12 protein-coding genes and 2 pseudogenes are annotated in these 15,776 nt (G+C 36.6%); 2 read left to right on the top strand and 12 right to left on the bottom strand.

Going from position 1 to position 15,776, the window contains the following annotated elements:
- Positions 1-13: 13 nt before the first annotated feature.
- Together WCV66_RS14715 and WCV66_RS14710 are read right to left on the bottom strand one after the other, a co-directional pair.
- Positions 14-1,183, bottom strand: coding sequence for an MFS transporter (locus tag WCV66_RS14715; RefSeq protein ID WP_338785863.1), 1,170 nt, complete (start codon positions 1,181-1,183; stop codon positions 14-16).
- Between the two features lie 111 nt (positions 1,184-1,294).
- Entirely contained in the window at positions 1,295-2,140 is an 846-nt protein-coding gene (locus WCV66_RS14710) for an SDR family NAD(P)-dependent oxidoreductase (protein ID WP_338785862.1), read from the bottom strand.
- 231 nt (positions 2,141-2,371) lie between these two features.
- Here WCV66_RS14710 and WCV66_RS26830 point away from each other — a divergent pair.
- Positions 2,372-2,461: pseudogene (locus WCV66_RS26830) on the top strand (LysR family transcriptional regulator); the annotation flags it as partial.
- A 76-nt stretch (positions 2,462-2,537) separates the two neighbouring features.
- Here the strand turns inward: WCV66_RS26830 and WCV66_RS14705 are convergent.
- From WCV66_RS14705 to WCV66_RS14675, 7 genes and pseudogenes are all read right to left on the bottom strand, one after another.
- Positions 2,538-2,696, bottom strand: a complete 159-nt coding sequence (locus WCV66_RS14705) for a PTS transporter subunit EIIB (RefSeq protein WP_338785861.1) — start codon at positions 2,694-2,696, stop codon at positions 2,538-2,540.
- A 400-nt stretch (positions 2,697-3,096) separates the two neighbouring features.
- Positions 3,097-3,631 (bottom strand): annotated as a pseudogene (locus tag WCV66_RS14700) (NAD(P)H-dependent oxidoreductase).
- Positions 3,632-3,662: 31 nt separating this feature from the next.
- Positions 3,663-4,235 (bottom strand): cyclophilin-like fold protein, encoded by a 573-nt coding sequence (locus WCV66_RS14695; RefSeq protein WP_338785860.1) that lies wholly within the window; start codon positions 4,233-4,235, stop codon positions 3,663-3,665.
- Between the two features lie 885 nt (positions 4,236-5,120).
- Positions 5,121-6,221 (bottom strand): alpha/beta hydrolase, encoded by a 1,101-nt coding sequence (locus WCV66_RS14690; RefSeq protein WP_338785859.1) that lies wholly within the window; start codon positions 6,219-6,221, stop codon positions 5,121-5,123.
- Positions 6,222-6,709: 488 nt separating this feature from the next.
- Complete coding sequence (locus tag WCV66_RS14685) at positions 6,710-7,771, bottom strand: LacI family DNA-binding transcriptional regulator (RefSeq protein ID WP_338785858.1); 1,062 nt, start codon at positions 7,769-7,771, stop codon at positions 6,710-6,712.
- 216 nt (positions 7,772-7,987) lie between these two features.
- The gene (locus tag WCV66_RS14680) at positions 7,988-8,809 is read right to left on the bottom strand and encodes a Cof-type HAD-IIB family hydrolase (protein ID WP_338789456.1); all 822 of its coding nucleotides are present in this window, start codon (positions 8,807-8,809) and stop codon (positions 7,988-7,990) included.
- Positions 8,810-8,897: 88 nt separating this feature from the next.
- Positions 8,898-9,623: a YqcI/YcgG family protein gene (locus tag WCV66_RS14675; RefSeq protein ID WP_338785857.1), complete on the bottom strand. Its 726-nt coding sequence runs from the start codon at positions 9,621-9,623 to the stop codon at positions 8,898-8,900.
- A 241-nt stretch (positions 9,624-9,864) separates the two neighbouring features.
- On the opposite strand from WCV66_RS14675, the gene WCV66_RS14670 reads away from it, so the two are divergent.
- Positions 9,865-10,698, top strand: coding sequence for a manganese catalase family protein (locus tag WCV66_RS14670; protein ID WP_338785856.1), 834 nt, complete (start codon positions 9,865-9,867; stop codon positions 10,696-10,698).
- A gap of 143 nt (positions 10,699-10,841) precedes the next feature.
- Here WCV66_RS14670 and WCV66_RS14665 read toward each other — a convergent pair whose 3' ends face one another.
- The 3 genes from WCV66_RS14665 to WCV66_RS14655 form a co-directional block, all read right to left on the bottom strand.
- Positions 10,842-11,780: a VanW family protein gene (locus WCV66_RS14665; RefSeq protein WP_066327459.1), complete on the bottom strand. Its 939-nt coding sequence runs from the start codon at positions 11,778-11,780 to the stop codon at positions 10,842-10,844.
- Positions 11,781-12,166: 386 nt separating this feature from the next.
- Entirely contained in the window at positions 12,167-13,237 is a 1,071-nt protein-coding gene (locus WCV66_RS14660; protein ID WP_338785855.1) for a branched-chain amino acid aminotransferase, read from the bottom strand.
- A 623-nt stretch (positions 13,238-13,860) separates the two neighbouring features.
- Entirely contained in the window at positions 13,861-15,618 is a 1,758-nt protein-coding gene (locus WCV66_RS14655) for a methyl-accepting chemotaxis protein (RefSeq protein ID WP_338785854.1), read from the bottom strand.
- Between the last annotated feature and the right edge of the window lie 158 nt (positions 15,619-15,776).

The raw sequence follows: 15,776 nt of genomic DNA, 5'->3' as shown, positions 1-15,776 counted from the left end.
AAAGGGATACTCCTTATGCTGAGAGTTGCTTTGTAGGACTATACATATAATTTCTTAGTAAAATAGTTACCAAACTTAGTATCAATGATAGGATTCCAACCAATACGACATATTGTGTACCCATTTCTGAGATAAATAACCCGCCTACAGCTGCACCAAATGTTGTTCCTAAGTTAGCGGCTGTTAGAAATAATCCATTAGCGAAATCAGGAGCTTCGGGAGCTGCAGACATAATCCAATATTGAGTAATATTAGCTCCTATACCACCCAAGATTCCCCAAATTAAAGTAATGATAGCCATAGGTACGGTAAACTGTCCTGTGAAAAATAATATGATGTAAACTGCTCCTAATGCGAATGGAAAAGTCACTACAGATATGATCGCATTTTTAGTAAGTAACTTCCCTGCGACAATGCTTCCAATAATATTGGCTCCGCCGTAGATGAATAACATTAAACTAATAGAATTCGAAGACATATTCGTAACAGTTTTCAGATAATCAGCAAGATAACTATATACTCCAAATACGGCTGAGTTTAATAAAATGACAGACACAATGGAAAGCCAAGTAATTGATTTTTTTAATACCGATAATTGAGCTCCGTAAGAAAGTCTTTCCTCAACCGGCATAGATGGTACAAATAGTAATGTAGCAATGAATGCTATAGCAGTTACAACAGCAAAAAATACCATCGCCATTTGTAAAGAAACAGTACTATCAATAAAGCTTGAGACTGGTACACCGATTACCATTCCGGCAGATACTCCAATGAATACTTTAGCAACAGCTTTTGGAGCTTCTTCTTTACTTACTGAGGCAGCAGCAACTGTAAATGCCAAAGAACAATAAATAGGATGAAAAAAAGCTGGAATAATACGAGCAATTAGTAGAATGGTAAAGTTAGATGTAAATATGGATATGATGTTCCCCAAAACGAAAACACCCAGTACAAGTAACATGACCTTCTTCCGATTGATCCCCGAAAACAATAACGGCATGGTTGGACCGGATACTGCAACAGCAAGGGCAAAAAGGCTAACCAGCCATCCTGCTTTTGATATACTGACATGAAAGTGATCAGCAATGGAGGGTAATATGCCAATAACCCCCATTTCAGTATTTAAGATACCGAATACTCCTATAGTTAATATGAAAATCAACAAATTATTTCGTTTAGCCAAAATAAACAGCTCCTTTCTCCTTTCTTCAATAAAATGCCACCCAAAATCTATGGGGGCATTTTATTTTAAAGGTTCTTCCCAAAGAACTCAGTTAACTTCCCGTCTGACACCTTATGCATCCACGTGTGCCATAGACGTCGAGATGTCTCGGTACGCAGTGATCTGCGCTTGGAGGTCAGCGATCTTTTGCTCTGCGATGCTAACGGCGTCAGTGCCGGCAATGAAGCGACGTGGAGGCCGTTCTTCATTTGAGATCTTGATCAATGCCTCGGCGAGCTTGGCCGAGTCACCGGCCTGCTTACCATTCTGTGCATTAAACGCATCTTGATTTATTTCTCTGCGGTCGGAGTAGTCCTCAATCGAAGGATCCGCGTAGGTCGCCGACTCCTTCGTGAGAAGCTCGGTGCGGAACATTCCTGGGTTGACAATTGTGGTATGGATGCCGAATGGCGACACCTCAGGCTGCAGCGACTCCATCCATCCCTCAAGACCGAACTTAGACGCAGCGTAAGCGGAATTAAACTCGAATCCGGAAATGCCAGCGCCTGAAGAGATCGAGATGATGTGACCGGAACGCCGCTTGCGCATTACAGGCAACACTGCCCGGGTAACATTCATTGGGCCGATTAGGGCAGTCCTCAGTTGCAACTCAATTTGATCTGGGGTCAACTCCTCAAAGTAACCCCCATAGAAGTTTGCGGCGTTATTGACCAGTACGTCGATCTTTCCGAACTTGTCAACCGCAGCATCGACAGCTGCCTCAGCATCAGCGAGACTGGTAATATCTAGTTTTACGACCAGCAAGTTGTCGTCATCGCCAAGGGCTTTTGCAACACTGTCAGTATTTCGACCTGTCGCAACGACTTGATTACCAGCAGCCAGGACCGCCTTCGTAATGTCAACACCCATGCCGCGCCCGGAACCCGTGATAAACCAAACTTGCTTATTTTCAGTCATATTTTTTTCCTCCTAGTTTCTTTTTTCAAATTTATTTTTTTTGGTAAAGATTCTTTTGTTCAAACTATTCATTATTCAACTTGTTTTAAAAAACCCTGTTGTTTTTACCCTTTGTTATTATTCTAAATATTCCTTTTGTATATAACAAATACTTATATCTTATATCAAGATATGCTTTATGGGTATTTCTAAAACGTATATACTAAAACATTATGAAGGAGAAGTGAATATATGGAATTTAGAGTTTTACGATATTTTCTTACTGTTGCAAGAGAAGGAAGAATGACTGGTGCCGCTAATTTTTCACATGTGACACAGCCAAAATATTTTTGCAATAACGCTTCCCTTTGATTTTTCTGATGATCTTTTGCCGTACTACCTACATTTGCAATCTTTATTACATCTTTATAAACCTCAGAGACATGGCTCCCAACGACAACTTGAAATTGCCCACTATTCTCTCCAACACTGAGAATTCCATCTGAATTTTCAAGATTTTTTTATCAGCATGACTATGATCTTTTAATGTTAAACGCAGACGTGTGGCACAATGCATCACACTAATTATGTTTTGTTCTCTACCGAGCCAATTGAACTATTTCCTTCGCAAAGTTTTGGTAACTCAATTTTCTCCACTCTTTTTTAGTATAATTTCCTGTTAAATTCTCAACTTCTTAACTGTTCGTATGGTAAAAAGACTTAATTAAAAAACCTAAATCAAACAATCATTTTTGAATGTTTGATTTAGGTTTTGCCCGTTAGGTTACAACCCTAAGATCGTCCGTTATTATGAAGGGCTAGGAACCCTGTTTCATCCTCAGGTATAATGACACCAAATTCTTGACCAAGTACTAATGTTTACTAAGTAATTTGTTTTCCATCTCTAAAGAACCCTCCAGAACGACCTTCAGTTCCTATCGTCGCTAACCAAAAGATAGACTCGAGGTTATGCAATGTTAGCTCCCAGGAATTGCTTTTATATCGGGGTTCAATGCATAAGCCTCGTAATCTCTTGCACTTCGTTCAAGGTTTTCTTCGGACATTTGCCCCACTCCGTACACTATAAATGGGGTCAAATAGCGGGTGCCGATCAAGTTGCTAGTCGCCTGAAGAGGGCGTAGTAGCTCCGGAACGGTATATTTATGCCTGCCGCTTGCTGTATAGTATTTTTCAGTTCCGGCTGTGGAAACAGCAATCAGCAACTCCTTGCCGTGCAGTTTATCCCCGTTGCTTCCATAAGCCCAACCGTAGGTAAGGTCTTCACCTTCCCATTTTTCAATAAGGAAGGGGTGCTGTACCAATAGAAAGGAAATTGCAAAACGACGCGGTCGCGCTGCTCCAATAACCTCTGCTCGGCCGCCACATCAATCTGTTCATTAGGGTAAACATGGTGAACGGTAACGTGGCTTGTTTTTCAATCTCTTTCGCCAAGCGGCGATTGATACGGGAAGTAGTTATGTCAGGGTGAAAAACAAGAATTAGAGTTTTCATTTCAAAACCTCTTCTTTAAGTGACAAATTCATTAGTTAATTTCTTCAATTTGAACGGTAAAATCACCACTCATACTTGCAAGCTTTTCTTTCCCAGATTCAATATTACCTAGTATAATAAGATCATTTGTGGCATCCCCAAAACCATTATAAAAAATTGCCAAATTTCCCCAAGGAGAAAAATAAGCAAAGTCTCCTTTTTTTGGTTGGTTTCCGGATTGCACATTATCAGTCGATAATCTTTTTTGTAAAATACTAATCTTCTCTTTACCTACGTAATCTTCTAATGTTATCGTTAACGGCAATTGAGCTAAAAAATCTCTACTTGCTGAATTATCATACATATTCACAATTACTTCCTCGTTGTTAAATGTCAATTTGACTTTAACATCTTCCATAATAACTAAACCTCCATTATCAATTGTTGAATCCTTAATATTCTGTTTTTCCTGCTCATCGATTTTATCTATTTGTTCACCACTTGAATTTTTATTTGAAGTAACATCATCATTGTTTTCCCTCCCATTATTACTACTTCCGCAAGCTGTAAGAAACGTTAAAATCCCTAATATAAACAAAAGTGTGAATATAAATCCTTTTCCCACCATTTCTCCTCCTCATTTATCCGTACAAATGCTTTGAAAATAACAAAAAGAATAACAAAAAATCTAGAAGTGATTATAAATGCACTTATTGAACCTATACCTGAAAAACCATTCCAAAAATTCAAATTTGATATCGTACTTTTATGGTAATTTTAGATTGTCTGTTCTGCTCTTGTTTCCTGCTTTTGAAAAAATTTCAAAGCATAATGTGTCCCACAAATATAGATTCCCATAATAAATAAATAATAGTCAATTAGAAATTCTATAGTTGAATTATCATTGGACCAACTACCAAATGGATTATAAATGATTAACTTTGAACCTATTTCTCAATTTAAAGAAGCATACACCCCTTGGAAGCTCCTCTCCGTTCTGCACGACTATTTACATAGATGTCTTCATGAATCTTTCCTCGATCGTAAGTGGCAAACACAATCCCCTTTTCAAGGTCTTCAGGGAATTTAACAAGATGTACCCTAGAGCCAATTTACGTATATTCCCCAGACTTGGACCCAGAGGAATTCTCATCTTGTTGTGAAATGTCCTTTGTACCAGTATCATTGTTGTTGCAAGCAGTCAGTAAGGGTGAGGGCTAGCAGCAAAGCAAATGATTCATCCAATTTTCCTTCTCCAAGTTTTTTTGTCTCGTAAATCCATCGTGACTTTCCTTCTATCTGACTATTAATCCAAGTTGAATATTATTGACTATAGATGGTAAGGGAATTACTTTCATACTGACTTCTCTCTATTCGTTACTACATAGCTTATGGAATTTCTATTCAGACAAAAAAGAGTGAATCCCGAAAAGATATGCGGGATTCACTCTGCGGTTTCACGCAAAGTACCATTGTCACACAAAGTTCTCTACGATCTTCAACACTAGCCTTATTTTTTCTTCAGATTTTCTTTGAAGAAGGACTCGAGCTTGTCAAAGGGGATTAAATTTACCCGGTCGTACAGATCCACATGCCCTGCGCCCGGAACAATGTAGAGTTCCTTCTGTTCGCCTGCAAGCTTGTAGGCGTCTTCGCTGAACTCTCTGGAATGAGCGTTCTCACCCGCGATGAAAAGCATCGGACGAGGAGAAATCGTCTCTATGTCTTCGAACGGGTAGAAATTCATGAACTTGACGTTACTGGTTAGCGTCGGGTGTGTCGTGAGTTCAGGTGACGAGCCCTTGGGAGTGAATTCCCCTCTTGGAGTACGGTAGAAGTCATAAAACTCACGCTCAATAGCGGTAGAGTTTTCATTTAGTTCATGTACTGTCCCGCTGGTGTATTTGGTTTCACCGCCCGTGAACTCCACATAGCGTTGCTCGGTTGCCTCTGCAATGATCTTTTTTCTTTGCTCAAGTGTCAGGGAATGTTTAAGCCCATTACGGTTGGCAACACCCATGTCGTACATACTGACTGTCGCAATGGCTTTCATGCGCGGGTCGATCTTGGCTGCGCTGATAGCAAAGCTCCCGCTGCCACAAATCCCGAGAACACCAATCCGATCCCTATCAACAAAATTCTGAGTGCCCAGGAAATCCACCGCAGCACTGAAATCCTCGGCATAGATATCCGGCGAAACAGCATTGCGAGGCTGACCCTCACTCTCTCCCCAGAAAGACAAATCCAAGGACAAAGTAACAAATCCCCGTTCAGCCATTTTCTGGGCATACAGATTCGAACTTTGTTCTTTTACTGCGCCCATAGGATGCCCGACAATAATCGCGGGATTTTTGGTGTGCTTCTTCAAACCTTTGGGAATATAAAGATTCCCTACAACATTCATGTTGTATTGATTTTTAAACTCAACCTTCTTCATCGTTACCTTGTTGCTCTTGTAAAAGTTGTCTGCTCCATTGGACATGTCCGGCGTGTATGTATCGCCAAGGCCGGTCTTGGATGCAGCACCAACACCTGTCGTTGATAAAACTATGCCCAGTCCCATCACTGTGAGAAACTGAAGGCCACGCTTAATAATAGATTTTTTTTTCACTTTAAATCCCTCCGATGTTTTTGCTGATGTTATTTCAATTCTGTTCGGTTCACGTTTGAAATTTGCACAAAATATATTTTGTTGGCATGGCCTTGCCTTATCCCCCTTTCTTTGTGAACATCACCTTTTATTTAGGCTTAATTTCCACCTTAAGCCATCTAAATTAAAAAAAAATGATAAAACGATTAGAAAATAATGAGAATTCTGTCATATAAAAAAGGGAAACCAAATGAATTTGGTTTCCCTCTTTTAAACAGGTAGTTTATGTACAATTCTTCACAATAAAAGATTCTTCTATGCGTTTGAGACATTGTGAAATCTACAATTTCTCTTCTATATAATCAACAACGACTTGCTTTCATCTAACCAATGAAAGCATCCTGATGATAAGGCAAAGTTCTATAAAAAGTATTTATTCCCTTATTAATTCTTTGTTTCTACTATTTTTTATGTAGGTTTCACACATCTAAATGGAACCAGATACTTTATTAGACACTATTTTCTTTTGGTTTCGCTGTCGATTCTCTAACGATCATTTCACAAGTAAGAAGGACTTTTTCATGCTGATCTTTGCCATTTTTAATTTTGTTAGATAAAGATTTGACTGCTCTTCTTCCAAGCTGCTCCTTTGGAACATGGATTGTTGTAAGGGTAGGCGATCTAAGATAGGAGTTTTCTAAATTATCAAATCCTGTAACAGATATATCTTCTGGGATATTGAAACTTAGTGCCTTTAATAAGTCGATAACATAAAGGGCGATCAAATCATTTGCACAAACGAATGCTGTAGGAAGTTCATTTCCATCCTCTAGTTCTTTTTCAATCCAAGCCTTAATATTTGCATACATGTCCTCAAACTCAAGTCCATTATGTAAGGTAACTTGTTCGTTAGATTGTTCTGTTATGTTATGAAGCTCTAATGCACTTCGAAAGCCAAGCCAGCGATCATAAAAGCTGCGTGAATAATGATAATTACCAATGAATTGCATTTTTTTATGACCTAGTCCTATTAAATAATTTGTTAATAGATAGCTACTATCATAATTATTTGCAAAAATTGTATCTGTCGTAAACAGCGGCTCTTCCGAATCAATTAATACAACTGGGATTTTCCACTTTTTAAATTCTAAAAGGATTGTTGTTGATAGTTTACCTACGCAGATAATACCGATAAAACCTTGAGGGTTAATGACAGTAGTAAAATTATCTGTTTCTGTCATAATAACCATGCCAAGTGAAAGATCATTCAATTCGAGAGAGATCCCATCTATGATTTTCCCCCAATAGACTGAATCTTGATAATAACTTCTTGGCAAAACCACAAGGACATTCTTTTGAGCAGATCTATCATGTTGAATATTATTTACCGTATTAGTCTCTGTTGGAAAGATGATATCTTCAGTTTTGTATCCTAACTGTTTTGCTGTATCTAGCACCTTTTCTCTTGTTTCTTCCTTAACACCACTTTTTCCAGCTAATGCTCTTGAAACAACATATTTAGAAACTCCAAGATAATCGGCAATTTGCTGAATAGTAACTTTCTTCCCCATCTTTACACCTCTATATTGTTAACCATTAAAAATGTTAGTTTTATTATTTTTTTATACTAACACTATATCATTTATCTAATCGTATATAAAAGCCGAATGCAGAAAGATGATAAAAGAGAGATTATCATTAAATAGAGTGAAGGCAATCTCTAGAAATGAAAATGAACACAAAAAACGAAGCCGACCTTATTGTTTAATAAGATCGACTTCTATTACTTAAACTGGGACTATTTTACTTAGAACAAACTCTTCTACAACTTTTGCCACGCCATCATTCATATTTGTATCTGTAACAAAATTAGCAATTTCTTTAATGTCGTCTGGAGCATTTCCCATTGCCACCCCAAGACCTGCGAATTCAATCATCGCCAAATCATTGTAGCTATCACCAATTGCAATCACTTCATCACGGTTTATACCTAAAACCTGGATTAATTGATTTAAGCTTGTTCCCTTCGTCACACCTTTTTCGGTAAATTCTAAAAAGAAAGGCTTTGAACGCATCACACTGAATTCTTCATCTAATTCAGCTTGAAGTTTTGATTCGACCACTTTTAACTTTTCAGGAGCATCCACCATCAATACTTTAACAACTGGCTCTGATACAGCATCTGTAAATTTTCCAACAACATTAATTGGTAAACCTGTCAGATCTGATTCTATTGTTGTATATGGATTTGCTTCTTCAGTAATGATTTCATCACCTACATAGGTATGGATATAAACACCTTCACGGCGACTAATTTCATAAAGGGTATGAACAGCTTTCGGAGTTAATGTGCTACTGAAAATTTCTTCAAACGTTTGACAGTTTAATATTTTCCCACCATTAAAAGATAGAATAAAACTACCGTATTTCGCTAAGGAAAGTTCTTCAGCAATATGCTTCATACCGAATGTAGGGCGTCCAGACGCCAGAACGACCTTCACACCCATCTCTTGTGCTGACATAAGAGCTTGTTTTGTACGTTCTGAGATCGAATGGTCATCACGTAATAGTGTATCATCTAAATCTAACACAATCATTTTGTAAGACATTTGCGCATTTCCCTTCTTTTTGAGCATTATCTCTTATCCTACTACAAATCAAAAGAAAATGGGACAAAACCTTATAAATTTACTAGATTTATTTATGGTGAAATGGGCACTTCCCCTCAATTGGCTTAACATCATCTCCAATGAAATATTGTTTCCATTCTCTATGTTCAGGATCCCCATAGTGGCTAATATTAGGATGCTTTGGTAGTTGATCCCACTTCTCAACACGTTCTCTTACCTTTTCTCTAGACATCAACCCACCTTTTGAAGTTCCTTCAAGTCCTTCAAAGATTCTTCTCGGTTGAAAACCCAGGACAAGACAGTTTCCTAAATCTCTCGTCTTTCTCTGCTTATATGCTGGTGCATTTCCAAACACAAAGAAAGGCTCATTAGCAAAAGAAAATGCCCATAAATGGTGATCAGGATCTTGAGGAATTTTCTCTGGCCATGGTTGATCATCTGTGTTATGTAGGTATTTTAATATATCCCAAAAATAATCACGATAATAATCTAATGTCCTCTCTTCTTTTTCAGGTTCAACAAACACAAATAAACCGTGTCGTGTAAGTTTTGGTGCATCAAATAGTTTAATAAACTCTTCTAATGCTCGAGGAAGATTTGACCAATCCTCATGATGAATAAACGAATAGCGTAATTCACCTTTTTTCTCAGCACTCATGCCAAAATAACAAGGAAATGTTTGATCAGTTACTGTGTTATGAAATGTGTTATATTCTTCTACAACCCAATTTGGAACTACATTTTGATTAACCATGTCCTCTTTTTCTAGTAAATATGTAGATGTTGTTTTCATGTCAATACACCCTCCATTATATTTAATAGAGATCCCTTACCCTATTTCATAAACAATTAAGCATTCAACTTTATTTTTTAAGCTTAACCAAAGCTTTATCTACAATTCGCAAACATATAGTCCCTATGTCTTATATTCTTTTAACTTGTTTTATATCAATTTAGTCGGGTAATAGAATACGGAAGTTCAAAAGCAGTAAAAATTGATATTTACTTAATCTACTAAAGGAGGATTCAATCATATGTTTCGTCACCAAAAAGAATTACAATATGAAGTAAAGGTAGAACGCCCAGATCCCATGCTCGCCCGTCGAGTTCAGGAAGTATTAGGTGGGCAGTTTGGTGAAATGACAGTCATGATTCAATATCTGTTTCAAGGATTCAATTGTCGCGGAGAAGAAAAATATAAGGACATGCTGATGGATATCGGCACAGAGGAAATTGGCCATGTAGAAATGCTTTGTTCGCTTATAAGTCAGTTGCTAGATGGTGCTTCGCCTGAGGATCAAGCAAAAGCCGCAAAAGACCCAGCTACAGCAGCAATAATGGGTGGTATTGATCCCCAGCATCTACTCGTGAGCGGTCTTGGCGGAATGCCTACCAACTCAAATGGCGTACCTTGGAATGGCTCGTATATTGTTGCTAGTGGGAATTTATTAGCTGATATGCGCGCTAATCTTCATGCAGAGTCTCAAGGAAGACTTCAAGTAGCAAGGTTATACCACATGACAAAGGATGAAGGCGTTCGGGCAACATTCCGCAAAATGTTAGCACGAGACCGGTACCATCAATACCAATGGATGGCTGCCATTGAGGAGCTAGAAGAGAAAAATGGAGTTGTAGTTCCTGCAACATTTCCTCGCGAAGCAGAAGAAGAAGCTCAGACAGAAGCATATGAATTCTGGAATTTATCGGAAGGAGAGGAATCTGGAGAAGGTCCTTGGGCAACCGGAAGTGCACCGGATGGAACTGGCGATTTTGTGTATGTGACAAAACCTGTCCCGAAAGGACAGATTCCTTGTCCAAAAATACCTAGTACTGTTCTACATCATGATCTAGATAAAAAAACAAAATAATAATTTAAAGTGAGTTTTATCTATAACCCATAGCTCTTCTACCAAGATCACATGTTGTCACACTGAGTACAAATTGACAAGTGCTTTAGAAGTAAATGAAAAGGCTGGCAACAAACCCTTTACGGTTTTTGCCAGCCTTTCTCTTAGATTTTTGCAGCAGCTTGCTTTGATGCTAATATTTGTACTTCAATAGATCCAGAGCTTTTGTTCACAATCGTTTTAATCATAACTGGGTAATCCTTGTTATTCATAAATTTAAAGTCTGGACCGCCCCAAGATACTGTTGCATCTCTACCAGCAGGAACATAGCCTACCGATAATGAGTGTGAGTGTAGTTCAAGAATTTCTAAACCAGCTTCTGCAACAGCATTATATAAAGTAGAAGATGTTTGGCATATCCCTCCACCAATACCTTCAACAAACTCTTTATTCACAATTTCCTTCGCTTTTTGATACCCACGTGCAGGTGTACGCTCTCCAACAACTAAATTGAAATAAAAACGATCTCCAGGGCCTAATACAATTTGATTGATTGTATTAGCTGATAAAGCAATGTTTTCAGTACGTCCCCACACATTTGCATTGAAAGTTGTCTTGTAGCTACCGATAACAACCTCATCAATCCCCTTTATGGTTTCTTGCGTAACATTCGGTAATTCTTCTTGAATTGGTAACGCAATTGTTTTATCAAGTGCACGGACATTTTTTAACGATTCTACAAGCTTTTCCTCATCAAGAACCACACGACTTTGCCCATTTGAAAGCTGACCATTACTTAATTTCGCAGGAATCATCGGTTGGTCTAATTTACCTGCTAACTCATCCGCAAGCTTATTCAATTCTTTCACATATTCTTCAGGTTTAGGATTTAACTTTGGTGTAAATGAATAAAGGATTTCCTGTGTTGTTGGGTGAATTAAGTCCACTGATAATTCAACCGCTTTTTCAACTAACTGAGAAGTATTAGTAGCCATACTTCTTACTGACAAGGGTTCCTCATTTTGATTACCACTTGTCATACTTGAACTACACCCTGTAACCAACAATAAAAGTACAATCGAAGAAACATATTTTTTATACATTCGCTCTCCCACTTTTCCCGCAAGATATTCTTTCTCTAAACTTAAAATAATTTAATCCCCATTAATCACTTTATTTCATAAGCACCCCTTACCTTGAAAACACCATTCGTTAAAAAGACAATTTAACAACCCTATAATATATATTGCTTATCAGATCAAATTATCCTTCTTATTGTTAAAAATTACCTTCAACATTTATGATTAATAAATACTATTTTACTACAAATTTGTGGTAAAAAACCTTAAATATGATAATAAATCCTTATGGTTTATTCACCATATTAGACGATATAAGTGTGCTATTTGTTTCATGAAAATTCCTTATTTTTGCATAAAAAAAGAAGACCACACCTATTGTGGTCTCCGAACCATTATGAAATTAAAACTTAGTTTACTTCAACAACCCAATTAAAGACATCCTCATGATTACCTGTTTGAATTCCAGTTAACGTATCATATAACTTCTTAGTAAGTTCTCCAGTTTCCCCATTGTTAAGCACGATATTTTCTTCATTATAGAATAATTCACCGATTGGAGAAATAACTGCTGCTGTACCAGTACCGAACGCTTCCTCTAAAAGACCTTCTTTATACGCTTTATAAACATCTTCCATTGATAGCTTACGTTCTGAAACAGGAACATCCCAATGCTTTAACAAATGAAGAATTGAATTTCTTGTTACACCTTCAAGTATACTTCCATTTAAAGATGGTGTTATGACTTCACCATTTATCTTGAAGAAAATATTCATACTTCCAACTTCTTCAATATATTTTTTCTCCACACCATCTAGCCAAAGAACTTGAGAGTAACCTCTTTTTTCTGCTTCTTCCTGAGCTTTTAAGCTAGATGCATAGTTTCCACCCGTTTTCGCTTTGCCTGTTCCGCCATCCACAGCACGAACATATTGATTTTCTACAAATATTTTAACTGGGTGAATTCCTTCTTTATAATAAGAACCTACTGGTGAAAGGATAATCATAAAACGATAATACTTAGATGGTGCAACTCCAAGGTAATATTCTGTTGGAATAATGAAAGGTCGAATATACAATGATGTTCCTTCGGCAGTTGGAATCCACTCTTTATCAATTGAAACTAATTCTTTTAAAGCTTCAATGACAAATTCTTCATCAATTTGTGGAATACAAAGTCGATCATTTGATAAGTTTAATCTATGCATGTTTTTATCAGGTCTAAACAAAAGTACTTTGTCTTCACTTGAGCGATATGCTTTCAAACCTTCAAATACAGTTTGACCATAGTGAAATACCATTGTAGAAGGACTTAAAGAAATTGGTTCATAAGGAACGATTCTCGGGTCATACCATCCTTTTGCTGCACTATAATCCATAATAAACATGTGATCAGTAAACGTACGTCCGAATTCTAATTGATCTGCGTTTGGTTTTTCCTTTTTGGTTGCACTTAATGTGATATTAATTTTATTAGTCATAGCTAACTCTCCCAGTTCAAAATAATTTAAAAGTAGCTATTATCGAAATAATAACTTTACATCCAATAAATAATTTATAAAATTCAATTAACTGTATTAACCTATTTTATACCTTTTATGAACTAGTTAACAACTGTTTTTCGACAAAAGATTCAAAATAATCTATAAAAATATTATTTTAAATTAATTTTGATGTTATATGTGTATAATATTGTATGTTTCTTGAATTTTTAGCAGTCCTTATTCATTAAGGTGTTTTCGCCAAACTTTGTTGCTATATATAAGTATAAGGGATGGTTGATTTCCGTTCGAGGATGCTCACTTTCCGCGGGGCGGGCGGTGAGCATCCTCTGCGCAAGCACCTGCATGAGTCTCACCTGTCCCGCTACTCCCGCAGGACTCTCGCACCTTCCTTTCCAATCAATCTAAAACTTTTTTGTCCAAGAAACTTAAAAAAAACATTTATTGAAAAAATTCTTCAATTAAAGTACACATGTAAAACATTCCATTTTATATTTCCCTCTAAAAAAAGACATCCTTTGAAGATGCCTTTTCTCAAGATAATCCACTAATTTTACATTTTACTATAGGAAAGATTCATCTGACTATTTTTTTAAATACAATTAAAATGTATATTTTTTAATAAGTTCATCTAATTGCTGATTAAGTTCTGTTAATTGTTCTGCGGAACTAGCTACATTGGAAACGGCTCTTATTTGTTCATCAATTGATGAAGTAATTTCTTCAACAGATGCTGCTGTTTGCTGCGAAACACTTGATGCGTTTCGAATAGCAATCGTGATGTTGTTATTTTCATCTGTTATTTGTGATAATTCATAATTTAACGATTCAACCGCTTTAATTGTTTGACTAATTGAAGAGGATATAAGATTGAATTCTTTTTCAGTTGCTTTAACAGCTTGATTTAACTGTTGAGAATGCACAGTTGTATCAGACATTGTTATAACAGTCTTTTCTGTTTCTTTTTCGATACCGTTTATCATGCCTTGAATTTGTTTTGTAGCAAGGTTTGATTGTTCCGCTAGTTTCCGAACTTCACTAGCAACAACCGCAAAACCTTTTCCATGCTCTCCAGCTCTAGCTGCTTCAATACTTGCATTTAGTGCTAAAAGATTTGTTTCAGATGCAATACTTTCAATTGTAGCTGTTATTCTAAAAATATCTTTTACTTTATTATACAAACTTGTAATTCCAACACTAATTTCATCGGAAGCCTTTAATGAGTCCTCGTTTGATTGAAGTAATTGTTGAACGATCGCTTTACCTTGTTGTGTAGCCTTTTCCGAATTCAAAGACATTTCCTTAATTGCACTACTCTGATGATTCATCGTTTTAATTGATTGATTTAAGTGCTCTACTCTTTGATTGGTATCTTCTAACTCGCTTGCTTGCGAAAGTGTACCATGGGATATCTCAGAAATTGCTCGACCAATTTCTTCACTACTTGCCGAAGTTTCTTCAGAAACAGCAGATAAATCAGATGCTGAGTCTAATAAATGACTACTTGTATTTTGCAGCTTTTGTAATAGATCTCTAAGTTGCCCTGTCATCCGATTATACGCATAGCCTAATTGTCCAATTTCATCCTTTGATTCAGGTAATGTCAAATTGTTAATTTGCCCATTTGAAATAGCAATAGAAGCTGACGTAGCATCAACAAGTAATCTAATTTTCTTTTTCGTTAATGCAAAGAAGACGAAAAGACTAAGAACAGTAATAATCGCTGTTATTATCATGATTATAAACTTTAATTCTATTAAGCCACCATAGAATTCATCTTCGTATACTGCAATACCAACATACAAGTCCCATGGCTCAAAATGAGTCATATATGCAATCTTATTTCTGATTTCACCTGTTTCATCATTTTTATCTTCATACGCTACATAACGATCAGATGGGGATGTTGCACCAGCTCCCTTTACCATCTTTTCACGATTTGTTGTATCAGATGGTATAGACCCTATAGGATTTGACGGATGAATTTGCGCTGAATAATCTGACCCGTAGCCAATGATATAACCATCTTCTTTATATAAGAAAGATGACTTTTTATAGTCATACCCCTCATCTCCAGAAAGTCTCGGTCCACTTAGTAGCTCTCTTGCTTTTTCTTTTGCATCTTCAATACTTATTTCATTATTTTCAACCTGATCATTTAATACAGATAAAGTTACTACAGAGCCTTCTACAATATATTTCAACTCTGATTTACCTTCTTCAATCAATGACTTTTTTGCTATAAAATAGCTAGTTCCCCCAATGACTGTAGCAGTAATAATAATAATTAAACTCATTAAAGCTAGTAATTTCGTTGATATACTGTCCCTTTTATTAATCGATAATTTTCTTTGATTCATTTTCTTCTCCTAAGTTGTTAAGATTTTATAAAAGTTTTCAAAAAGAAACATTTAGTTTGCTACTATTTATATCGGCTTTAAAATAAGGATATTTATAGGTACAATATCAATTCTGCTAAATATCTTTAGATTGAAATAATTTACATAAAAAAAAGACA

It is taken from the genome of Metabacillus rhizosphaerae, assembly GCF_037201795.1.
In the GTDB taxonomy this organism is placed as follows: domain Bacteria; phylum Bacillota; class Bacilli; order Bacillales; family Bacillaceae; genus Metabacillus; species Metabacillus rhizosphaerae.
Note: the sequence above shows the minus strand (reverse complement) of the source record. Positions and strands in the feature narration are given on the sequence as shown.